Genomic DNA, 20,397 nt, shown 5'->3' with positions numbered 1-20,397 from the left:
TTTATCAGACTGGTTCGTCCGCAGAGCTTAGCCAAGAATGAAGGCCTTCGATAGCTCACTCAGGATTACGCCCATGGCTACCCTTCAACTACCTGTGCAATCACCGTTCAACGCCGCCAGCACAGCGGCCGAAGTCATGGCCGGCATCGACCTGCGCGGGCACCTTGCCGTGGTCACGGGCGGGTATTCCGGCCTGGGTCTGCTGACGGTGAAAAGCCTCGCTGCGGCCGGGGCGCAGGTCATTGTGCCGGCCAGAGATACCGCGCGGGCAGAGGCGGCATTGACCGGGATTGACGGCGTCAGGGTAATGCCCATGGATCTGATGCAGGCCGAGTCGGTGGCGGGGTTCAGCCGAAGTCTGGTCAGCGCGGGTCAGCCAGTGTCGTTGCTGATCAACTGCGCCGGAGTCATGGCCGCGCCGTTGCTGCGCGATGCCGACGGCCACGAGAGCCAGTTCGCGACCAATCATCTGGGCCACTATCGCCTGACCTGCGGCCTCTGGCCGGTGCTGGTCAAGTCTGGGCAGGCGCGGGTGCTGTCGGTGTCTTCACGCGGGCATCAGATTGCCGGGGTGGAGTTTGACGACATCGATTTCCTGCGGCGGCCTTATGACAAATGGCTCGCCTATGGCCAGTCGAAAACCGCCAATGCCTTGTTTGCCATCGCCCTCGATCAGCGTGGACGCAGCCATGGCGTTCGCGCATTTTCATTGCATCCGGGGCAGATTCTCACGGATCTGGCACGGCACTTGAGCACGGCGGAACTCGCCGCCTTCGATGCGCTGGATGAACAGGGTCGGCCACGGCTGGATCCGCACAACGGTTTGAAAACTGTCGAGCAGGGCGCCGCTACCGGGTTGTGGTGTGCGACCAGTGGAGTGCTTGCGGATTTGGGTGGTGTGTATTGCGAAGACTGCAATGTTGCGCCGATCAATGGCCCTGAAACAGGTCGCAAGGGTGTTGCGAAATGGGCGGCGGATGCCGGGTTGGCGGAGCGACTCTGGACGGTTTCGGAGCAATGGACGGGGCTCACGGTGGCATGAATCGAGTCAAAGGCCAAAAGCCCCTCACCCTAACCCTCTCCCGGAGGGAGAGGGGACTGACCGAGGTGTTCAGTAGCGGTACGCCGACCTGAAATACCGAGCCGAACGCAGGATTTGAACAGCGCCCAAATCGGCTCCCTCTCCCTCGGGAGAGGGGTGGGGTGGGTTGCCGCGTCAAGCACAGCGCTTCATTCAAGCCGAACCACAATAAATGACCGAAACACGCCGACCCTTTGCAACCGAGCCGAACGCAGGATTTGAACAGCACCCAAATCGGCTCCCTCTCCCTCGGGAGAGGGCTGGGGTGAGGGGCTGCCGCGCCGCCGTAACCCAGTCGTACCCAGACACAACATTTCGCCTGCGCTCGTCACGCCTGTGCACCGCCATCGCGCTTCAGCCCGGTCGGATCAATCCCCCAGCTTCGCCCAGAATTCCTCGGCCGAATGACTGATCGGTGCCGTCGGGCGAGTCAGATGGATTTCCAATGGAATGTCCCAACTTTCATCCAGTGCCCTGACCAGACGCCCATCGGCCATTTCCTGCTCGGTCAGGCTTTTCGGCAGCCAGGCCACGCCTTTGCTTTCCAGCGCCATCGACATCAGCACTGCCGCCAAGTGGCTGCTGAACAGCGGTTTCAAATGCAGATAATCAGCCTTGCCGTGCAGCCTGTGGGCGACGATTCGGCCCAGGCCCGATTCGTGGGTGTAGGCCAGATAGGGGAGGGTTTCGGGCGAAGTGCCGAATTGCGCCGAAGCGCTCGCCAGCGGCATGAGTACATCCTCGCCGACCTTCTTGCCAATGAACTGATCAGGTGCCAGCAACGGCGGTACGTCAGGGTGGCGATGGCACAGCAGGAACTGCACCTGGCCATGAATCAGCATCTGTTCGCACACGGCCATGCTGTCGGAATGCAGGCGAACCGCATCGATCGGCGCACCCCTTTCGGCACTGCGCAACCAGCGCGGGAAGAAGGTGAATGACAGCGAATGAGTGGCCGCGAACTGCAAGGTTTTTGCCGCCATGCCCGCCACTTCCTGGGCTTCGGAACGCATGCGGTACAGGCGTCTGGCCGCTTCCTGAGCACTGGGCAAAATCTGCCTGCCGGCCTCGGTCAACGTCGCGCCTTGCGGGGTGCGCACGAACAGTTCTACGCCCATCCAGTTCTCCAGCGAGCGCACTCGGCGACTGAACGCCGGCTGCGTCACATGGCGCGCTTCAGCGGCCCGGACAAAGCTGCCGTACTCGGCCAGCGCGGAAAAATCCTCAAGCCAAACCAGTTCCAAGGGCAATGCCTCCTGTGCATAGGGCGCGGCATTAATAGCATTGGGCGGGCGTCGTCGCAAAGCATAACGTTGGGCCACCACAACAAGAGGAACCCGTCATGCGTATCGTCGATATCCGTGAAAAAACCGTCTCCATCGCTTCCCCGATCGCCAATGCCTACATCGACTTTTCGAAGATGACCTGCTCGGTCGTCGCCGTTGTAACCGACGTGATTCGCGACGGTAAACCGGTCATCGGTTACGGCTTCAACTCCAATGGTCGCTACGGTCAGGGCGCGTTGATGCGCGATCGCTTTCTGGCGCGGATCACCGAAGCCGACCCGGAAACCCTGATCGATCATGAGAACAATAACCTCGATCCGTTCGCCATCTGGAAAACCCTGATGACCAACGAAAAACCCGGCGGGCATGGCGAGCGTTCGGTAGCGGTCGGCACCATCGACATGGCGGTGTGGGACGCGGTGGCGAAGATCGAAGGCAAACCGCTGTATCGCCTGCTTGCCGATCGTTATCGCGATGGCGTGGCCGATGACAAGGTCTGGGTGTATGCGGCGGGTGGCTATTACTACCCGGGCAAGGACCAGAGCAAACTCAAGGCCGAAATGCAGGGCTATCTGGATCGTGGCTACGACGTGGTCAAGATGAAGATCGGCGCGGTGCCGCTGGACGAAGATATCCGCCGCATCGAAGCGGTGCTGGAGGTGGTGGGCGACGGCCAGCGCCTGGCGGTCGACGCCAACGGCCGCTTCGATCTGCAGACCGGTATCGCGTATGCCGAAGCGATCAAGAAGTACAACCTGTTCTGGTACGAAGAAGTCGGCGACCCGCTGGATTACGCGCTCCAGGCCGAGCTGGCCAATCACTACGAACTGCCGATGGCCACCGGCGAAAACCTGTTCTCTCACCAGGATGCCCGCAACCTGTTGCGCCACGGCGGCATGCGTCCTGACCGCGACTACCTGCAATTCGACTGCGCGCTGTCCTACGGGCTCGTCGAGTACATGCGCACCCTCAAAGTCATGGAAGAGCTGGGTTGGTCTTCGCGTCGTGTCGTGCCGCATGGCGGTCACCAGATGTCGCTGAACATTGCCGCCGGTCTGCACTTGGGCGGCAACGAATCGTACCCGGACGTGTTCCAGCCCTTCGGTGGTTTTGCCGACGGTATCCGCGTGGAGAACGGCTATGTCGGGCTGCCGGAGATCCCGGGTGTCGGCTTCGAAGCCAAGTCTGCGCTGTATGCCGTCATGCGTGAATTGGGCGAGGGCTGATTCAGTTTCATCTGCGGCCTCGTTTGCCGAGGCCGCACTTTCAAGCGTCATCCTCGACGCCAAAGCCACATGCCCACCACAACAATAAAATGAGGTGCTTCCGTGGAAACTTCAAAATCGCGCTGGTATAGCCAGCTCTATGTGCAGGTGCTGATCGGCATCGTCATTGGTGCTGCCATCGGTTACTTCGTGCCGGACATCGGCGCCAAGCTGCAGCCGTTCGCCGACGGTTTCATCAAGCTGATCAAAATGCTCCTGGCGCCGATCATTTTCGGCACGGTGGTGGTCGGTATCGCCAAGATGGGCAGTATCAAGGAGGTCGGTCGCATCGGTGTGAAAGCGCTGATCTACTTCGAGATTCTTTCCACCATCGCTCTGGTGGTCGGCCTGATCGTAGTCAACGTGGTCAAGCCCGGCGCCGGCATGAACATCAACGCCGGCACACTCGATGGCAGTGCTGTCAACAAATACAGCCAGGCGGCGAGCGAGCAGGGCGGTCTCGTCGAATTTTTCCTCAATATCATTCCGCACACCTTCCTCGGCGCCTTCTCCAACGGCGTCATGCTGCAGGTGATTCTGTTGTCGGTGCTGATGGGCGTCGCCTTGGTGCAAATGGGCGAAACCAGCAAGCCGCTGATCAACACCATCGACCTGTTCCTGCAAGGCCTGTTCAAGATCGTGGCGATGGTCATGCGCCTGGCGCCGCTGGGTGCCGGAGCTGGCATGGCGTTCACCATCGGCAAATATGGGATCGGCACTTTGCTGTCGCTGGGGCAGTTGCTGGTCGCGCTGTACATCACCACGTTGATTTTCATTGTTGTGGTGCTGGGTGCGGTGGCGCGATGGTCGGGCATGCCGTTGATGCAGTTTCTGCGCTACTTCAAGGATGAAATTCTGATCACCCTGGGCACCTGCTCGACCGAAGCGGTACTGCCGCGAATGATGGTCAAACTGGAAAAGCTCGGCTGCAAGAAATCAGTGGTCGGCATGGTCCTGCCGACGGGCTACACCTTCAACGCAGACGGCACCTGCATCTACCTGACCATGGCGGCGATTTTCATTGCCCAGGCGACCAATACGCCGCTGACCTTCATGGATCAGATGATTCTGCTCGGCGTATTTCTACTCACGTCCAAGGGCTCGGCCGGAGTGGCGGGAGCAGGTTTTGTGACACTCGCGGCCACCCTCACCACCATTCACTCGATACCGCTGGTGGGCCTGGTGTTGCTGCTGGGCATCGACCGCTTCCTCAACGAGGCGCGAGCCGTGACCAACCTGATCGGTAACGGCATAGGCACCATCGCCATCGCCAAATGGGACAAGTCGTTCGATGTCGAAGCGTGCGAGCGGGAAATCGCCGCCATGAAGCAGGACAAGGCAGCGCGCAAGTCGCTGCTGGTGCACAAGTAATTCGCCAAGCGTGCGGTGTTCCTCTGTTGGCGATCCGGATCGCTGACAGAGGCACTGATCGATACCGTATTGGGTTGCCTAGGTTGACACTCGAATCGTTCTCATGAAATATATAGTGCACTATACAATAGCGAACTATGAAATGAGCTCGAACCGAAACCAAGTGGGAACGCAGCTGTCGTTTTCCCTCTACGCCGCCGCCAATCGGGTCGTGCGTTTGCACAAGCCGTATCTGGAACCGCTGGGCTTAACCTTTCCGCAGTACCTGGTGATCCTGCAGCTTCTGGATGGCGCTCCATTGTCTGTGGGCGAACTCGGTACTTACCTGGCGATGGACGCCGGAACCATCACGCCGCTGCTCAAACGGCTGGAAAGCGCCGGGTTGGTCACGCGCAAGCGCGATCCGGCAGATGAGCGCCGCGTGCTGATCGACCTGACGCCCGAAAGCCGGGCTATGGAAGACGACATCAGAGCCATCACCGGCAAAATCAAGACGGCCTGCCAGCTTGATGAGCAGGGGATTGAGGCGCTGCGTCTGACGCTGGATGCGCTTGCCCATCCGGCGGCTGACTGAGCCATGACTGAAGACAAACGCGCGCTCCACAGGGCGATAACACACGTATCAGAGAGGGTATTGAAATGAACATCGGAATCATCGGCGCCGGCCACATCGGCGCGACGCTGGCGCGCAAGCTGGCTGCGTGCGGTCATCAGGTCAAACTGGCCAACTCGAAAGACCCGCAAAGCATTCAGGCGCTTGCTGACGAAGTCGGTGCCAAGGCTGTCACCAAAGAGCAGGCGGTGTCCGACGTCGATGTGATCATCCTGTCGATTCCCTTCGCCAAATACCCTGATCTGAAGCAGACGCTGAGCCAGGTTCCCGAGCAAGTCGTGGTCATCGACACCTCCAATTACTATCCGCAGCGTGACGGGGTGATCAAGGCAGTGGACGAGGGCAAACCTGAGAGCGTCTGGGTCAGCGAGCAGATCGGCCGCCCGCTGATCAAAGCGTGGAATGCCGTACTCGCCGCTACGCTGGCCGATCAAGGTCAACCTGCTGAATCCGCAACTCGCATCGCCTTGCCAGTCGCCGGCGATGATGTGCGTGCCGAGGCGATCGCGCAGGATCTGGTCGAAGAAAGCGGATTCACCGCGCTCGCTGCGGGCAGCCTTCAGGACTCATGGCGTCAACAACCCGGGACCCCGGCTTACTGCACCGAACTGACCTTGCCGGAACTGAAGCAGGCGCTCGAAGCTGCCGACAAGGCCCGCGCGCCGCTGAACCGTGATGCCTTGATGGCCCGATTCATGGCGCCAAACAGTGAGTTCACCCGCGAGCAGATGGTTGCGATCAATCGGGAAATGACTGCCTGATTAGCGAGCCGACACCTTCAGGTCTGAAGTCGATGAACTTCAACGACCAACCCCTCCGAAACATCCGGGGCACGAAAGTAGCTGGTGATCAGATCGAATTCGGCGTCGGTCGCCGCGAACTCATGTTCGGCGCGTGCATTGCGCTGATGCAGTCGGCGCCGGCAGGTGTCATCGTCGACTTCGAGGTAGTGCAGCCGATGAGCAACCTGCGCCGCGTCTGCGAGGCCGCGCAGCCATTGCCGGTCGGTCGGGGTGTTGGCCGGGAAATCCAGCACCACGGCAACTCCCGCAGCGAGCATGTCCGTTACCAGCGGGCCGAGAACCTGACGGATCTGCTTCGCATGGCGGACGTAGTCGGCAACCGAATTGATCTGCTCAGGGTAAAGCCTGGCCAGCCAGTGATCTTCGCTGAGCAGGATGGCTGAGTGTTCAGCCTGTAATGATCGGGCCAGCGTGGATTTTCCGGCAGCGATTTTGCCGCACAAGAGATGGAGCACAGGTGTTGGCATCGGACAGGTCCTTCTTCCGAGGTGGGTATCACACAGATACAGGCTTGGCGAAATGGGGTGACTGGCCGAACGATTCAATCAACAGTTCGGCCAGGGCGTGAATCTTGCGCGCCGGATGCGGCCCGGGTGGGCGGACCACGTAGGCGCCGGCGGGCGGCGGTGGGAATCGAGTCATGATCGGCACCAGCGCACCGGAGATGACATGTTCATAAGTCAGGCAATCCGGCAGATAGGCGACACCCAGACCCGCTCTTGCCGCCGCGACCAGCGCCACCCCGTTGTCCGCCTTGAAGCGGCCTTGCGGACGCACCGAGATAACCTTGTCGCCATCCATGAATTGCCACGTTTCGGTCGCTTGCATCAGCGCCTCGTGGTCGCCCAGCGCCTGCGGCGATTCGGGTTCGCCGTGGGCTTTTAGGTAATCGGGGCTGGCGACGAGTTTGGTGAAAATCGGCCCGATGCCTCTGGCGATCAGGTTGGAGTCGGGTAGATAGCCAACGCGGATCGCACAGTCATAACCTTCGGCAATCAGGTCAACGAAGCGATCGCTGTAGCAGGTCTGTATTTGCAGCTGCGGATGACGACGAGCCATTTCCGCGAGCATGGGCGCGAAGTGAGTCGGCCCGAAGGATAGCGGCGCGGCGATTCTCAAACGCCCACGGAGAGCGCCGGAAGGCAATATCGTTTCCTTCGCCAGGTCGATTTCGGCACAGACCCGGGCGGCATGCTCGCGAAAGGTTGTTCCGGCCTCGGTAAGCGCCGCGCCACGTGTCGTGCGCGCCAGCAATTGAATGCCCAACTCCGTTTCCAGCCTCGCGAGCCTGCGGCTGACGATCGATTTGGACACGCCCAGCCGGATCGCGGCAGACGATATACCGCCCGCATCAGCGACCTCTACAAAGGTTTGCAGCTCTTCGATATCCAAATCGGCGTTCCTCAAAGTGCGACACAGCAACGCACGCGATGCTACTACTGCGACGAGTCCCGCAACAGCACAATCCTGCTTCCGGACAACTCGGCCAACGGCCGTGCTCCGGAATGAAGTGATCCTCCCGCGCCAGCGAAAGCAGTGAGCGCCCGCCAAGCCATCAAGCGGACTCTCACGCTTCGCTACGCGTAAAAAGACAACTAGAAGCAGGAGCAACACATGACAAGCGAAAAGATCCGCAACCCGCTCACCGATCAACTCCTGTCGCCGGAAAACGCGGCGCTGATCATCATCGACTACCAACCGATCCAGGTGTCCTCGATCCGCTCCATGCCGCGCGATGAGTTGGTGTTCAACATCACCAGCGTGGCCAAGGCGGCCGTCAACTACAACCTGCCCATCGTGCACTCGACGGTCAACGTTGCGACCGGGCGCAACAAGCCGCCAATTCAGCCATTGCAGGATGTGCTGGGGCATCTGCCGACCTACGACCGCACTTCGATCAACAGCTGGGAAGACGTCGAGTTCAAACAAGCGGTCAAGGCCATGGGCCGACGCAAATTGATCATGACCGCGCTGTGGACTGAGGCGTGCCTGACCTTCCCGGTGCTGGATGCGATCCAGGAAGGTTATGAAGTCTACGTGCCGGTCGATGCGGTCGGTGGTACCTCGGTTGCCGCGCATGAAGCCGCGTTGCGGCGGATGGAACAGGCCGGGGCAAAACTGATCAGCCGGGTGCAGATGTATTGCGAACTGCAGCGTGATTGGGCGCGTGAGGCCACTGTTCCGGGCTTCATGGGGGTGTTTGAAAACGCCGATGGTTTCAACGCAGAAAAGCACGCTTAAGCCAGTCGCAAGAGACAGTTCACGCCGTTGATAGGAAAAAGTGAGGCCTGTGATCAGGCCTCATTGGCGTTTTACCAACTCACCTGCAACGTTTCAACGCCGCGCCGTGCGCGTGCTCACATCCACCCAGACCGCGAGCACCAGAATGCTGCCCTTGACGATCATCTGCCAGTAACTGTCGACGTCGAGCATCGACATGCCGTTATCCAGGCTGGTGATCACCAATGCGCCGAGGAGGGCGCCGTAGACGGTGCCGGAGCCGCCGCGCATGGAGGTGCCGCCGATGAAGCAGGCGGCGATGGCGTCGAGTTCGCCCATGCTCCCGGCCGACGGTGAGCCCGCTGCGAGGCGTGCGGTGTTGACCACGCCGGCTAGGGCGCACATCACGCCCATGATGCCGAAGATCCACAGCTTGACCGCCTGCACGTTGATCCCGGACAGGCGCGTCGCTTCCATGTTGCTGCCGACCGAATAGACCCGGCGGCCGAACACGGTCTGGCTGGTGACGTAGCTGAACACGCCGAGCAGAATCAGCAACAGCAGGACCGGCACCGGAATGCCGTCATAGCTGTTGAGGGTCTGGACGAAGCCGGCCAGCACCGCGCCGATCACCAGCACGCGCACAACATCACGCACCAGCGAATGCGCCGCCAGGCCATGCAGGGCGCGGTTGCGGCGCTGTCTCCAGGTCAGAAAAATCGTCAGCACGAACAGCACAATACCCAGGCCGGTGCCGATCGCGTGGGGCAGATAACCCTGGCCGACATACACCAGCTCCGGCGATACCGGGGCGATGGTAGTGCCGCCGGTGATCCCCAGCAGAATGCCGCGAAACGCGAGCATGCCACCGAGGCCGACGATAAATGACGGTATGCGCAGATACGCAGCCATGTAGCCGTTGGCAAGCCCGATGACCAACCCGCACAGGGCTACCAGACTCAGATTCGCCAGCAGCGGAATGTGATAGACCACGTCGAGGATCGCCGCGAGTCCACCGAGCAGGCCGAGCAATGAGCCGACCGACAAATCGATCTCGCCGCTGATGATCACCAGCACCATGCCGCAGGCGAGAATTCCGGTAATCGACATCTGCCGCAGCAGGTTGGAGAGGTTGCGCGGGGTGAGGAAACCGCCCTCGGTCTGCCAGCTGAAGAACAGCCAGATCAGCACCACGGCAAATACCAGCGCGAGCATCTTGTAGCGGGTGAACAGTTGTTTGACCTGATTCATTTACGCGGTTTTCCGATCATTATTGTTATGGCTGCCCGGCTGGCTGAGGGCGGCGGCGAGCACCTGTTCCTGGGTCAGTTCATGGTTGACGAAATCGCCGCGCAGTTGGCCTTCGCCGATCACCAGCACGCGGTCGGACACGCCGAGCACTTCGGCCAGTTCCGACGAAACCATGATGATCGACACGCCCTCGGCGGCCAGCGCGCCCATCAACTTGTAGATCTCATACTTGGCGCCGACGTCCACGCCTCGGGTCGGTTCGTCGAGAATCAGCACGCGCGGTTTCGCCAGGAGCATCTTGGCAAGTACGGCTTTCTGCTGGTTACCGCCAGAGAGGCTGGTGATCGGCAGGGACGGACTTGCGGTCTTCAGATGCAGGCGGGAGATTTCCCGGTCGATGCAGCCCAGTTCGGCTTCGGCATCGATGCGGGTCATTTTCGAATAGCTTTCGAGTACGGCGAGGGTGATGTTCTGGCCGACACCGAGGTCGGGAATGATGCCCTGGCGCTTGCGATCCTCGGGCACCAGGCACAGGCCGGCGCGGATCGCTTTCAGCGGCGTGCGCGTGTCGATCGGTTGGCCGTGCAGCCAGACTTCGCCTTCATGGCGGCCGGGATAGGCACCGAACAGTGCGGTGACCAGTTCGGTCCGGCCGGCACCGACCAGCCCGGCAATGCCGAGAATCTCGCCGCGTTTGAGGCTGAAGGAAATGTCGTCGACCCGTTTGCGCTTGGGGTTGTCGACGTCGTAGCAGGTAATGTGGCGCGCCTCGAAAATCACCTCGCCAATCTCGTGCGGCTCGCTGGGGTAGAGGTTGCTCATCTCGCGACCGACCATCTGCGTGATGATCTGCGGGATGTCCATGTCGGCCATGGCGGTGGTGGCGATGTGTTTGCCGTCGCGGATCACCGAAATGGTGTCGCACACGGCGGCAACTTCATCGAGCTTGTGCGAGATATAAACGCAGGCCACACCCTTGGCCTTAAGGTCGCGGATGATGTCCAGCAGCACCTCGATTTCCGAACGGCTCAAGGCGGAGGAAGGCTCATCGAGGATCAGCAGACGCGCCTGTTTGTTCAGCGCCTTGGCGATTTCCACCAGTTGCTGATAACCGCCGCCGTATTGCGAAACCGGCAGCGAGACATTCATGTCCGGCACTTTCAGCTCACGCATCAAGGCTTCGGCACGGTGGATCATTGCCGGGTAGTTCATGCGCCCGCCGGGCAGCGTCAGCTCATGGCCCATGAAGATGTTCTCGGCCACCGACAGGTCGGGAACCAGGGTCAGTTCCTGATGAATGATGACGATGCCGGCGGTTTCGGTTTCGCTGATCGATTGCGCCCTGAGCGGTTGCCCGTCCCAGAGGATTTCACCGTCCCAGGTGCCATGGGGATAGACCGCCGAGAGGATCTTCATCAGCGTCGACTTGCCGGCGCCATTCTCGCCACACAGGCCCACGCATTCACCGGGCCTGACCTTGATGTCGATGCCGTTGAGCGCTTTGACACCGCCGAAGGTTTTGACGATGCCGTTCATTTGCAGCAGATAGTCGGACATGGAAAAGGCTCGTATACCAAGGACTCAAACACCAGACCTGTAGGAGTGAGCCTGCTCGCGATAGCGTCAGTTCAGATACTGCTCGGCTGGCTGACCCGCCGCCATCGCGAGCAGGCTCACTCCTACAAGGGTTTCGGACAAACCGTCCGGATCACTGCCCGGCGATCTGCGCCTTGGTGTAGAAACCGTCCTGTTCGAGCAAGTCGATGTTGTCCTTGGTCAGCGGGGTTGGCGTGAGCAGGATGGTGTCGACTTTTTTGCTGCCGTTGTCGTACTGCGAGGTGTAGGCCGGTTTCTCGTTGCGCGCCAGTTGCACGGAGAGCTTGGCTGCCTCGGAAGCGATGAGTTTCAGCGGCTTGTACACGGTCATGGTTTGCGTGCCGGCGATCACTCGTTTGACGGCTGCGAGGTCGGCGTCCTGACCGGAAATCGGCACTTTGCCGGCCAGTTGCTGCGCCGCCAATGCCTGAATCGCGCCGCCGGCGGTGGCGTCGTTGGAGGCGACGATGCCGTCGATTTTGTTGTTGTTCCGGGTCAGGGCGTTTTCAACGATGCTCAGCGCTTCGGTCGGGTTCCACTCCTTGACCCACTGTTGGCCGACGATCTTGATATCGCCCTTGTCGATGGCCGGTTGCAGCACTTTCATCTGGCCTTCACGGAGGATCTTGGCGTTGTTGTCGGTGGGCGCACCACCTAACAGAAAGTAATTGCCCTTGGGCGCGGCCTTCAGCACGCCACCGGCCTGCATCTCACCGACCTTTTCGTTATCGAAGGAAATGTAGGCGTCGACGTCGGCGTTGAGGATCAGCCGGTCATAAGACACCACTTTGATCCCGGCCTTCTTCGCCTCGGCCACGGCGTTGGTCAACACGGTGGCGTTGAACGGCACGATGACGATCACGTCGACGCGGCGAGAGATGAGGTTTTCGATCTGCGAAATCTGCTTCTGCTCGTTGGCATCGGCTGATTGTACAAAGACCTTGGCGTCCATTTTTTCCGCCGCCGCGACGAAGTAATCGCGATCGCGCGACCAGCGTTCCAGACGCAGGTCATCAATGGAGAAACCGATTTTCGGGTGGGTAGCGTCAGCCATTACCGGCAGGGCCAACAACGCCAGAGCACTGGCCAACAGCGTACGTTTCAAGTTCTTCATGGTGGTGCGTCCTTTTATTTTTGTTGGAAAGACACGGCCTGACGATGAATCGGGCTGGTAGAACTGTAGAGAATCTGCCGACGCCGCAGGCACAGAATTGTCGTGCAATTGTCACAGCGTCGTGGCGTCGGCAGCGCTCCTTGGCGATCAGCGATAGAGGTAGCGATTGACGATGTTTTCCAGCATTTCCTGACGGCCACTGACGGCTTGCGGGTTCAACTCGTTGGTGAACGCGTGCTCGGCCAAAGACTCGAGATTGAAGTCGCCCGCCATGACCGCTTGCCCGAACGGCTGACGCCAGCCGGCGTAGCGTTGGTCCTTGAGGGTTTGCAGGTGATCGTTCTCAATCATCGCAGCGGCGCGTTCCAGCGACAGGGCGAGGACGTCCATAGCACCGACGTGGCCGTGGAACAGGTCGATCTCGTCGAGACTCTGACGGCGCACTTTGGAGTCGAAATTGAAGCCGCCATTCTTGAACCCGCCGGCCTTGAGGATTTCATAGGTGGCCAGGGTCATTTCCTCGACGCTGTTGGGGAACTGGTCGGTGTCCCAGCCGTTCTGCGGATCGCCACGGTTGGCATCGATGCTGCCGAAAATCCCCAGCGAGGCAGCCGTGGCGATTTCGTGATGGAAGCTGTGACCGGCGAGGGTCGCGTGGTTGGCTTCGATGTTGACCTTGATTTCCTTTTCCAGACCGTACTGCTGGAGAAAGCCGAATACCGTGGCGCTGTCGTAATCGTACTGGTGCTTGGTCGGCTCCTGCGGCTTGGGCTCGATCAACAGGTCACCGGTGAAACCGATCTTGTGCTTGTGCTCGACCACCATGCGCATGAAGCGCCCGAGTTGTTCGCGCTCGCGTTTCAGGTCGGTGTTGAGCAGGGTTTCGTAACCTTCGCGGCCACCCCACAGAACGTAGTTGGAACCCTTGAGGCGATGGGTCGCGTTCATCGCGCTGAACACTTGCGCGGCGGCGCAGGCGAACACTTCCGGATCCGGATTGCTCGCGGCACCGGCAGCAAAGCGTGGGTTGCTGAAGCAGTTGGCGGTGCCCCAGAGCAGCTTGATGCCACTCTGTTCCTGATGCTGTTCGAGGCGATCGACCATTTGCGCGAAGTGTTCGCGGTACTCCTTCAGCGAGTTGCCCTCGGGGGCGACGTCCGTGTCGTGAAAGCAGTAGTAATCGATGCCCAGTTTGCTGAAGAACTCGAACGCTGCTTCAGCCTTGCCGATCGCCAGTTGCATCGGCTCGCCGCTGCCATGCCATGGGCGTTTGAAGGTGCCGGCGCCAAACACATCGGAGCCCGGCCAGACGAAGGTGTGCCAGTAGCAGGCGGCCATGCGCAGGTGTTCGCGCATCGGCTTGCCGAGGATCAGTTTATTGGCGTCGTAGTGACGGAAAGCGAGGGGCGAATCACTGTTCGGGCCTTCGTAGCGAACCGGCTCGATATTGGGGAAGTACTGCATTGACCTTGTCCTTGTTGTTCTTGGCGGTGTCTCGATACTAGCAACGGCCCCGTGCCTGCTGATTATGAAAAGCCTCAACAGCGAGTGCGATTTTGCGTATTGAGCTTCGGCGGCTTCGCGCCTAGGCTGTGTCCATCGTCGCCGCGACAAGGCGGCCCGGAACAGTACAAAAAAATTTGAGACCGCTTTCGCGAGCAGGCTCGCTCCCACACTGAATGTGTGTCGTTCATAAAACCGTGGGAGCGAACCTGCTCGCGAATGGCCTGACGCAAACTCCGGATCCTGAATGAAAAGCCTACCGCCCGTGCACCGCATCGCCCTGTTGTTCAACGGCAGCAAGATCTATGACCGTGGGATCATCAGCGGCATCGGCAACTACCTGAGCAGCACCCGCGCTTCCTGGGACTTGTTTCTGGAAGAGGATTTTCTCTGCCGCTTGAAGGGCATCGAACGCTGGCAGGGTGACGGCATCATTGCCGACTTTGACGATCCGCTGATCGGCGAGGCGCTGGCCGACATTCACTTGCCGGTGGTGGCGGTGGGCGGCTCCTACGAGGATGCGCGCGCCTATCCGAAAGCGATTCCCTACGTCGCCACTGACAACAACGCTTTGATCACTCTGGCTTACTCGCATCTGGTCGAGGCGGGGTTGCAGCGCTTTGCCTGTTTCAGTCTGCCGCAGGCGCAGGCCAATCGCTGGGCGCAGGAGCGGGAAAAAGCCTTCCGCAAACTGATGCAGCGCGACGGCCTGCACGCCGAGATCTATCGCGGCATGGGCACCAGCGCACCGCTGTGGGACAGCGCCGTCGAACAACTGATCGCCTGGCTGCACAGCCTGCCCAAACCGATCGGCATCATCGCCGTCAGCGACGCCCGCGCCCGGCAATTGCTGCAAGCCTGCCTGACCGCCGGCATTGCCGTGCCCGAGCAGGTCGCGCTGATCGGCATCGACAACGACCCGCTGACCCGCAGCCTGACTCGCGTGCCGCTGAGTTCGGTGATTCAGGGCACCGAAACCATGGGCCGCACCGCCGCGCAGTTGCTGCACCAGATGCTCCACGGCATGCCGTCCACCGGCACGCAAATCCTGATTCCGCCGGACGCGGTCAACGTACAGGTATCGAGCCTGCATCAACCGCTGGGCAATCCCTACGTCATGCAAGCGCTGTTGTTCATCCGTCAATACGCCTGTCAGGGCATCAAGACCGCGCAAGTGGCGGCGTATGTCGGCGTGTCGCGCTCATCGCTGGAAGCGCATTTCCGCGCCGAGCGCGGTTGCAGCGTGCATGACGAGATACTGCGTTTCAAACTCGCAGCGGCCACCAGCGGCTTGAAGAATACCGATGCGGCGATTGCCGACATTGCCCAGGCCTGCGGCTTCAAATCGGCGCAATACCTGCACACGGTGTTCCGTCGCGAGTTCGGCTGCACGCCCCGCGAGTATCAGCAGGGCGGGGCGTAGTGCTGCAAATGGCTCACGCCAGCGCAGCGGCACTGGCTCTGGAGCGCCAGGCAAACGCCAGTACCATCAGCAGGCCCAGACCGGCCATCGCCGCGCCGGCCAGGGAAATCGCCGGGTAACCCAGGCCTGCGTTGATCACCGCGCCGCCCAGTGCTGCGCCGATAGCGTTGCCGAAGTTGAATGCACCGATGTTCACCGCCGAAGCCAGATTGGGCGCGTCCTTGGCCGCGTCCATCACGCGCATTTGCAGCGGTGGCACCAGGGCGAAGCTGGCGATGCCCCAGATCAGAATGGCCACGGCGGCCGGCAGTGGCCAGCGCATCAGCACAGTGAACGCCAGCAACACCACAATCAATGCGCTCAGCGACACAATCAGGGTGCGATCGATCGAACGGTCGGCAGCCTTGCCGCCCCACATATTGCCCAGCGTCAAGCCGATCCCGAACAGCACCAGCATCGCCGTGATGAACGCGGCGGAGGCGTGGGTCTCGCTGCTGAGGATCGGCGCGATGTAGGTAAATACCGTGAACATCGCACTTGAACCGACCACCGTCAGGGCCAGCGCAGCCAACACCGGACCTCGGCCCAATACACGAATTTCCGCCAGCGCACCCGCGCCTGGCTCTGCTTTCAGATTGGGCAGGGCGAACCACAAGGCGATCATGGTCAGCACGCCGAGACCGGTAATGCCCCAGAACGCTGTGCGCCAGCCAAGCAGCTCACCAAACCAGGCCGCCAGCGGCACACCGCCGATAGTCGCCAACGTCAGGCCCATGAACATTGCCGCCACGGCGCCGGCACGTTTCTCTGGCGCGACCACGCCGGCGGCAACCACCGAGCCAACCCCGAAGAACGCACCGCGATTGAGCGAGGTGATCACCCGGGCGACCATCAGGCTGGAGTAATCGGTGGCCAGCGCCGACATCAGATTGCCCAGGGTGAAAATCGCCATCAGCCCGATCAGCAGATAGCGCCGAGGGATTTTGCCGGTGGTCAGGGTCGTCAGCGGTGCGCCGAGCAGCACGCCCAAAGCGTAGGCACTGACCAACAACCCCGCAGCGGGAATGGACACGCCGAGATCGGCAGCGATGCCGGGCAACATGCCCATCGGCGCGAACTCGGTGACGCCGATGCCAAAGGCGCCGACGGCGAGTGCAACAAGGGGTGGATTGATACGCATGGAAAGTCTCCTCATCTATGCCGCCAATGCTACGATCCATCGTTTTCCGGCGGTAGATGGCGATTTTGGCAATCACCTTTGCGTAAGAGGCACGAATGGACTTCAACGGCAGATCAGGGGAAATGAGCGTGTTCGTCACCGTGGCGCAGGAGGGCAGCCTCTCAGCAGCGGCGCGTGCATTGGGGCTGACGCCTTCGGCGGTCAGTCGAATCATCGCCCGCGCCGAACAGCGACTCGGCACTCGTCTGTTGCTGCGCACCACCCGCGCGCTGACGTTTACCGCCGAGGGCGAGGCCTTCCTGCGCGGTGCCCGGCGGATTCTCGCCGACATGGACGAAGTGGAAGGGGCCATCACCGATCAAGGCGTACCCAAGGGCCGCTTGCGCGTCAGTGCCGCCCTTGGCCATGGACGGCTGGCCATTGTGCCGCTGGTCGCAGCCTTCACCACCCGTTACCCGAACATCGTCGTCGACCTCAGCCTCGGCGACGAAGTAGTCGACATCCTCGCTGGCCAGGCGGATGTCGCCATACGCTTCGGCCATCTGCCCGACAGCCCGTTGACCGCACGCCGGCTCGGCCACACCGGCCAGGTCGTGGTCGCATCGTCCGACTACCTGAAACGCCACGGCACACCTCTCGAACCGGAAGACCTGCTCAAGCACAACTGCCTGCGCTTCAACTTCCGCCGCGCCGAAGCCAACTGGCCGTTTATCCGCGACGGCAAGGAGTTCTCGCTGAAAGTCAGCGGCAACATCGAATGCAGCAGCGGCGAAGCACTGGCCCAGTTCGCCAGACTCGGTGCAGGCATTGCGCGGATTGGCGAGTTCACCGTCAGGGAAGACTTGCAGCGCGGGGATTTGATTGCGCTGCTGCAAACCTGGAACCCCGGTGATGAGGAACCGATTCATGCGGTGTTCGTCGGCGGCGCGGCGATGCCGGTGCGGGTGCGGTTGTTTGTGGATTTTTTGCTGGAGCAGCATCGGATGTAAGAGGTGACATCTTTTCATCGGATCTGATTCTGTGCACGCAAATGCAATCATATTGCTATCATTTGCAGCTCTTCATTTTTCAGTCTGAATACAGTGAGTACCGATGTTTGTGAAAACGCTGAATGGATTGCTTGTCTTAGTGGTTTGCGGCGTGCTGGGCGCTTGCGGAAAAACAGACCGTTTTGCCGACGGCTGGGATCAAGGCGGCAACCTGCATGACGTGAGTCTGCGCGAGTGGGCCTTTGCAACCGATGCCAACCGGCTTGCCAGTGCTGCCGATTTTGTCCGGGAATTTATTCCGTCGTTGCCAGCAGTGTCTTTGCCGCTCGCGAGCGCCCTGGTTGAAAAGTGCCTGACCGAGAGCGCGCAAATCGCCGCTATCGAGGAAATTCGAGTGCGAAGCAGAATTGAACCCTGTATTGAATATGCTCAACAAACCGCCCAGAGCCTCTCGCAGGAATATGCCAAGCGCCAAGGTGTTTCCAGCCAGTAAACGGTCGCCAGCGAAGTATTGTCGAGTGTCGGCTCCCAGCTACAAAGGGCCACCGCAGAATGATGGACCACGATGTTCTTTACTGGGCGCCGAGCGAGGCAGGTTGTTGTTTTCACTCGACGAATCTGAGGCATGCAAAAGCGGTTTTGATACGCAGTTGCTTGATGGGTTCGATGCTTTCCTGAGATCCGATTTTTTTGACTACGCCCAGGCCGCAGTATTGTTGATTGAAGGTGAAGATCGGGAGAAGGCCAGCCTTGGGTTCAGTCCAGTAGCCCGACTTCAACGTATAGCTGGCCCCAGCCTGAGGGGTGAAAGAGAAGGGTATCTGGCAAAACTTTCCACCAACTGTTTGCCGGTAAGTCAAAACCAGCTCTTTGTCCACAGCTACCGGCGATTGGATAAAACCCTCGGTATAGGGCAAAGGCGTGAAGCCCGCGTAACATCCCGATTCGTTGAAGGTCATCGCATCGAGGTTAGTGCCGCTTTCATATTTAAGCCTGACCGTCGCCGAGGGTTCATCCGGCCGGGGAAATTGATACTGTTTACCCTGAAACAGTGAAGTACAACCGCTCAGTGCCAATGCTCCAGCCAAAAGCGTCAAGCCAAATCTGCCATTCCCGTACATGTACTGCTCCTGGATACCATCGGACTTTTCAAAAGCAGATGATACCGAAAAGTGGCCACATGCTACTAAGCTTTACGAGGTTTCAGACAGCCCAAGATTTTCCCTCGCCCACTGCTCAGCCGTCGTGGCCTGAATCGCCCGCTGCTCATTGAACGTGCCCGCTTTCGGCCACGCCACACCTCGACCTTGGGCAAACACCGCGCGGTATTTTTTGATGTGGTGAGTGGGGTCTTTTTCCAGTTCCTGCATCAGGTGTGGCACTGTCCAGACGTTACGCTTGAAGGGCCGTCCGAGCACGCGTTCGAGAAGGCCCGCGACCTGTTCATAGGTCAGCGTGTCGCCCGACAGATACACGATCTCGTTGCGAAAACGCGGTTCGAAGAAAACGATTTTTGCGGTCAGCTTGCCGATGTCGTCCGGGGTCGTCAGCGTCACGCCGGTGTCCAGGCTGCCCAGGGCGTTAACGGTGTCGTTGTCGAAATCAACGACTTCAAATACTGGCTCAAACAGGAAGCTGGTAAACATGCCGGTCGAGATGATCACCCATTCGGTTTTGTCCTGCGCGCGCAGCAGTTCGCGCACGTCGAGCTGAGCATCGAACAGATCCTGCGGACTGCCCCGGCCGATCACTTCGAAGTCCACGCCAAACTGCCAGGGAAAGTAGCGTTTGATGCCCGACTTGAGCGCAGCAGTCGCCAGCTTCATCGGCGTCTCGCGACCAGCGACCATGCCGGCGCAGCCAATGACGGTATCGAACGGTGCGAAGACTTCGGCCAGTTCGTCGATTGAATCGTTGACCAGATCTGCCGCCACCATCTGCACGCCGAGACTGCGCAGTTCATCGATTTCGGCTTTCTTTTCCGGCACCTGACTGTTGATCGTCGAGGCCCTGAGCAGGACGCTGATCGTGCTGCCGGGCAAGCGCTTTGCTGCTCGCGCAAGGTTGCGCAAAACCGGCAGGCCGAGCTCGCCTGCGCCCAGGACGAGAATGGATTGCGCGGAAGGGTGGTTCGATTCGGTCATGATGTCTCCTGAGATCTGCATGTAAGATCGGCAAATGCTGGCACGATCGGGCAGCACTCAGAAGAAGGCACACGCGTGATACCAAGTGAAGAAATGACTGATCAGCAAGCGCTCAGTGAGGCAGAAGCGATCTGCCAGACGCTCAGACGAGACGATGATGGCGTGCGCCGCGAAGTGCTTGCACACGCCGGTAGTCGCTGGTCTTTGGGCATCCTGCATGCCTTGGGTGTCTACGGCACCATGCGTCACGCCGAGATCAAACGGCAGATGACCGGCGTGACTCAGCGCATGTTGACCAAAACCCTGCGTGCGCTTGAACGCGACGGCCTGCTGACCCGGCGCGAGCTCGACCAGGTGCCGCCGCACGTCGAGTACGAACTGACGCCATTGGGCATGGGATTGCTGGTGCGGATGTCGCCGATCTGGACTTGGGTGGTGGAAAACGTCGAGGGTTTCCGCGAAGCGCGACGCACCTTCGATAGCCAGATCGGCAAGAAACCCTCGTGGCAAATCCCTGTGCCGGCGCGGGACGATCCTGAAGCCTCAGACTGAGGTTTC

At 60.3% G+C, this 20,397-nt stretch carries 20 protein-coding genes; 10 read left to right on the top strand and 10 right to left on the bottom strand.

Annotated features, from left to right (window positions below; all coding sequences use genetic code 11):
• The first annotated feature begins 73 nt into the window (after positions 1-73).
• A complete protein-coding gene (locus AEQ63_RS04310; protein ID WP_064361907.1) occupies positions 74-1,042 on the top strand; it encodes an oxidoreductase in 969 nt (322 codons plus the stop codon).
• A 407-nt stretch (positions 1,043-1,449) separates the two neighbouring features.
• On the opposite strand, the gene AEQ63_RS04305 is transcribed toward AEQ63_RS04310, so the two are convergent.
• Positions 1,450-2,325, bottom strand: a complete 876-nt coding sequence (locus AEQ63_RS04305; protein ID WP_064361906.1) for a LysR family transcriptional regulator — start codon at positions 2,323-2,325, stop codon at positions 1,450-1,452.
• 98 nt (positions 2,326-2,423) lie between these two features.
• On the opposite strand from AEQ63_RS04305, the gene AEQ63_RS04300 reads away from it, so the two are divergent.
• From AEQ63_RS04300 to AEQ63_RS04285, 4 genes are all read left to right on the top strand, one after another.
• Positions 2,424-3,593 carry a mandelate racemase/muconate lactonizing enzyme family protein gene (locus AEQ63_RS04300; RefSeq protein ID WP_064361905.1) on the top strand — a complete coding sequence of 390 codons (1,170 nt, stop codon included), beginning with the start codon at positions 2,424-2,426 and terminating at the stop codon, positions 3,591-3,593.
• 102 nt (positions 3,594-3,695) lie between these two features.
• Positions 3,696-5,003, top strand: a complete 1,308-nt coding sequence (gene dctA, locus AEQ63_RS04295) for a C4-dicarboxylate transporter DctA (protein ID WP_042610193.1) — start codon at positions 3,696-3,698, stop codon at positions 5,001-5,003.
• 142 nt (positions 5,004-5,145) lie between these two features.
• Positions 5,146-5,577 (top strand): MarR family winged helix-turn-helix transcriptional regulator, encoded by a 432-nt coding sequence (locus AEQ63_RS04290; protein WP_064361904.1) that lies wholly within the window; start codon positions 5,146-5,148, stop codon positions 5,575-5,577.
• Between the two features lie 65 nt (positions 5,578-5,642).
• A complete protein-coding gene (locus AEQ63_RS04285; protein WP_064361903.1) occupies positions 5,643-6,377 on the top strand; it encodes an NADPH-dependent F420 reductase in 735 nt (244 codons plus the stop codon).
• Positions 6,378-6,394: 17 nt separating this feature from the next.
• Here the strand turns inward: AEQ63_RS04285 and AEQ63_RS04280 are convergent, their stop codons facing one another.
• Both AEQ63_RS04280 and AEQ63_RS04275 read right to left on the bottom strand, forming a co-directional pair.
• On the bottom strand, positions 6,395-6,886 hold the full coding sequence (locus tag AEQ63_RS04280) for an AAA family ATPase (RefSeq protein ID WP_064361902.1): 492 nt from the start codon (positions 6,884-6,886) through the stop codon (positions 6,395-6,397).
• A gap of 28 nt (positions 6,887-6,914) precedes the next feature.
• A complete protein-coding gene (locus AEQ63_RS04275; RefSeq protein ID WP_064361901.1) occupies positions 6,915-7,811 on the bottom strand; it encodes a LysR family transcriptional regulator in 897 nt (298 codons plus the stop codon).
• Positions 7,812-8,033: 222 nt separating this feature from the next.
• On the opposite strand from AEQ63_RS04275, the gene AEQ63_RS04270 reads away from it, so the two are divergent.
• Positions 8,034-8,660: a hydrolase gene (locus AEQ63_RS04270; protein WP_064361900.1), complete on the top strand. Its 627-nt coding sequence runs from the start codon at positions 8,034-8,036 to the stop codon at positions 8,658-8,660.
• 93 nt (positions 8,661-8,753) lie between these two features.
• Here the strand turns inward: AEQ63_RS04270 and AEQ63_RS04265 are convergent, their stop codons facing one another.
• The 4 genes from AEQ63_RS04265 to xylA all read right to left on the bottom strand — a co-directional run bounded on the left by AEQ63_RS04265 (position 8,754) and on the right by xylA (position 14,064).
• Complete coding sequence (locus AEQ63_RS04265) at positions 8,754-9,890, bottom strand: sugar ABC transporter permease (RefSeq protein ID WP_064361899.1); 1,137 nt, start codon at positions 9,888-9,890, stop codon at positions 8,754-8,756.
• Positions 9,891-11,447, bottom strand: a complete 1,557-nt coding sequence (gene xylG, locus AEQ63_RS04260; protein ID WP_064361898.1) for a D-xylose ABC transporter ATP-binding protein — start codon at positions 11,445-11,447, stop codon at positions 9,891-9,893. It lies immediately after the preceding gene.
• A 151-nt stretch (positions 11,448-11,598) separates the two neighbouring features.
• Positions 11,599-12,600, bottom strand: a complete 1,002-nt coding sequence (gene xylF, locus AEQ63_RS04255; RefSeq protein WP_064361897.1) for a D-xylose ABC transporter substrate-binding protein — start codon at positions 12,598-12,600, stop codon at positions 11,599-11,601.
• A 147-nt stretch (positions 12,601-12,747) separates the two neighbouring features.
• Entirely contained in the window at positions 12,748-14,064 is a 1,317-nt protein-coding gene (xylA, locus tag AEQ63_RS04250; RefSeq protein WP_064361896.1) for a xylose isomerase, read from the bottom strand.
• A 286-nt stretch (positions 14,065-14,350) separates the two neighbouring features.
• Between xylA and AEQ63_RS04245 the strand changes: the two genes are divergently transcribed.
• Complete coding sequence (locus tag AEQ63_RS04245; RefSeq protein WP_042610203.1) at positions 14,351-15,526, top strand: XylR family transcriptional regulator; 1,176 nt, start codon at positions 14,351-14,353, stop codon at positions 15,524-15,526.
• A 13-nt stretch (positions 15,527-15,539) separates the two neighbouring features.
• Here AEQ63_RS04245 and AEQ63_RS04240 read toward each other — a convergent pair whose 3' ends face one another.
• A complete protein-coding gene (locus AEQ63_RS04240) occupies positions 15,540-16,706 on the bottom strand; it encodes an MFS transporter (RefSeq protein WP_064361895.1) in 1,167 nt (388 codons plus the stop codon).
• Positions 16,707-16,801: 95 nt separating this feature from the next.
• Between AEQ63_RS04240 and AEQ63_RS04235 the strand changes: the two genes are divergently transcribed.
• Together AEQ63_RS04235 and AEQ63_RS04230 are read left to right on the top strand one after the other, a co-directional pair.
• Entirely contained in the window at positions 16,802-17,695 is an 894-nt protein-coding gene (locus tag AEQ63_RS04235) for a LysR family transcriptional regulator (RefSeq protein ID WP_064361894.1), read from the top strand.
• Between the two features lie 103 nt (positions 17,696-17,798).
• Complete coding sequence (locus AEQ63_RS04230; RefSeq protein ID WP_042610206.1) at positions 17,799-18,188, top strand: DUF2694 domain-containing protein; 390 nt, start codon at positions 17,799-17,801, stop codon at positions 18,186-18,188.
• Between the two features lie 112 nt (positions 18,189-18,300).
• On the opposite strand, the gene AEQ63_RS04225 is transcribed toward AEQ63_RS04230, so the two are convergent.
• Positions 18,301-18,816 (bottom strand): hypothetical protein, encoded by a 516-nt coding sequence (locus tag AEQ63_RS04225; RefSeq protein WP_042610207.1) that lies wholly within the window; start codon positions 18,814-18,816, stop codon positions 18,301-18,303.
• A gap of 72 nt (positions 18,817-18,888) precedes the next feature.
• Positions 18,889-19,839, bottom strand: coding sequence for an aromatic alcohol reductase (locus tag AEQ63_RS04220; protein WP_042610208.1), 951 nt, complete (start codon positions 19,837-19,839; stop codon positions 18,889-18,891).
• A gap of 93 nt (positions 19,840-19,932) precedes the next feature.
• Between AEQ63_RS04220 and AEQ63_RS04215 the strand changes: the two genes are divergently transcribed.
• Positions 19,933-20,391 (top strand): winged helix-turn-helix transcriptional regulator, encoded by a 459-nt coding sequence (locus tag AEQ63_RS04215; protein WP_042610209.1) that lies wholly within the window; start codon positions 19,933-19,935, stop codon positions 20,389-20,391.
• The last annotated feature ends 6 nt before the right edge of the window (positions 20,392-20,397 follow it).

This window comes from Pseudomonas sp. RIT-PI-o, from assembly GCF_001297215.1.
In the GTDB taxonomy this organism is placed as follows: Bacteria; Pseudomonadota; Gammaproteobacteria; order Pseudomonadales; family Pseudomonadaceae; genus Aquipseudomonas; species Aquipseudomonas moraviensis_A.
The sequence above is the reverse complement of the archived record's forward strand: the minus strand, read 5'-3'. Positions and strand labels throughout refer to the sequence as shown.

Coding starts and splice junctions, on each gene's coding strand:
- xylF (WP_064361897.1), bottom strand. CDS start 12,600: ATGAAGAACTTGAAACGTACGCTGTTGGCCAGTGCTCTGGCGTTGTTG.
- AEQ63_RS04270 (WP_064361900.1), top strand. CDS start 8,034: ATGACAAGCGAAAAGATCCGCAACCCGCTCACCGATCAACTCCTGTCG.
- AEQ63_RS04310 (WP_064361907.1), top strand. CDS start 74: ATGGCTACCCTTCAACTACCTGTGCAATCACCGTTCAACGCCGCCAGC.
- AEQ63_RS04285 (WP_064361903.1), top strand. CDS start 5,643: ATGAACATCGGAATCATCGGCGCCGGCCACATCGGCGCGACGCTGGCG.
- AEQ63_RS04240 (WP_064361895.1), bottom strand. CDS start 16,706: ATGCGTATCAATCCACCCCTTGTTGCACTCGCCGTCGGCGCCTTTGGC.
- xylA (WP_064361896.1), bottom strand. CDS start 14,064: ATGCAGTACTTCCCCAATATCGAGCCGGTTCGCTACGAAGGCCCGAAC.
- AEQ63_RS04220 (WP_042610208.1), bottom strand. CDS start 19,839: ATGACCGAATCGAACCACCCTTCCGCGCAATCCATTCTCGTCCTGGGC.
- AEQ63_RS04280 (WP_064361902.1), bottom strand. CDS start 6,886: ATGCCAACACCTGTGCTCCATCTCTTGTGCGGCAAAATCGCTGCCGGA.
- AEQ63_RS04230 (WP_042610206.1), top strand. CDS start 17,799: ATGTTTGTGAAAACGCTGAATGGATTGCTTGTCTTAGTGGTTTGCGGC.
- AEQ63_RS04225 (WP_042610207.1), bottom strand. CDS start 18,816: ATGTACGGGAATGGCAGATTTGGCTTGACGCTTTTGGCTGGAGCATTG.
- AEQ63_RS04235 (WP_064361894.1), top strand. CDS start 16,802: ATGGACTTCAACGGCAGATCAGGGGAAATGAGCGTGTTCGTCACCGTG.
- AEQ63_RS04245 (WP_042610203.1), top strand. CDS start 14,351: ATGAAAAGCCTACCGCCCGTGCACCGCATCGCCCTGTTGTTCAACGGC.
- AEQ63_RS04215 (WP_042610209.1), top strand. CDS start 19,933: ATGACTGATCAGCAAGCGCTCAGTGAGGCAGAAGCGATCTGCCAGACG.
- AEQ63_RS04290 (WP_064361904.1), top strand. CDS start 5,146: ATGAGCTCGAACCGAAACCAAGTGGGAACGCAGCTGTCGTTTTCCCTC.
- AEQ63_RS04265 (WP_064361899.1), bottom strand. CDS start 9,890: ATGAATCAGGTCAAACAACTGTTCACCCGCTACAAGATGCTCGCGCTG.
- AEQ63_RS04300 (WP_064361905.1), top strand. CDS start 2,424: ATGCGTATCGTCGATATCCGTGAAAAAACCGTCTCCATCGCTTCCCCG.
- xylG (WP_064361898.1), bottom strand. CDS start 11,447: ATGTCCGACTATCTGCTGCAAATGAACGGCATCGTCAAAACCTTCGGC.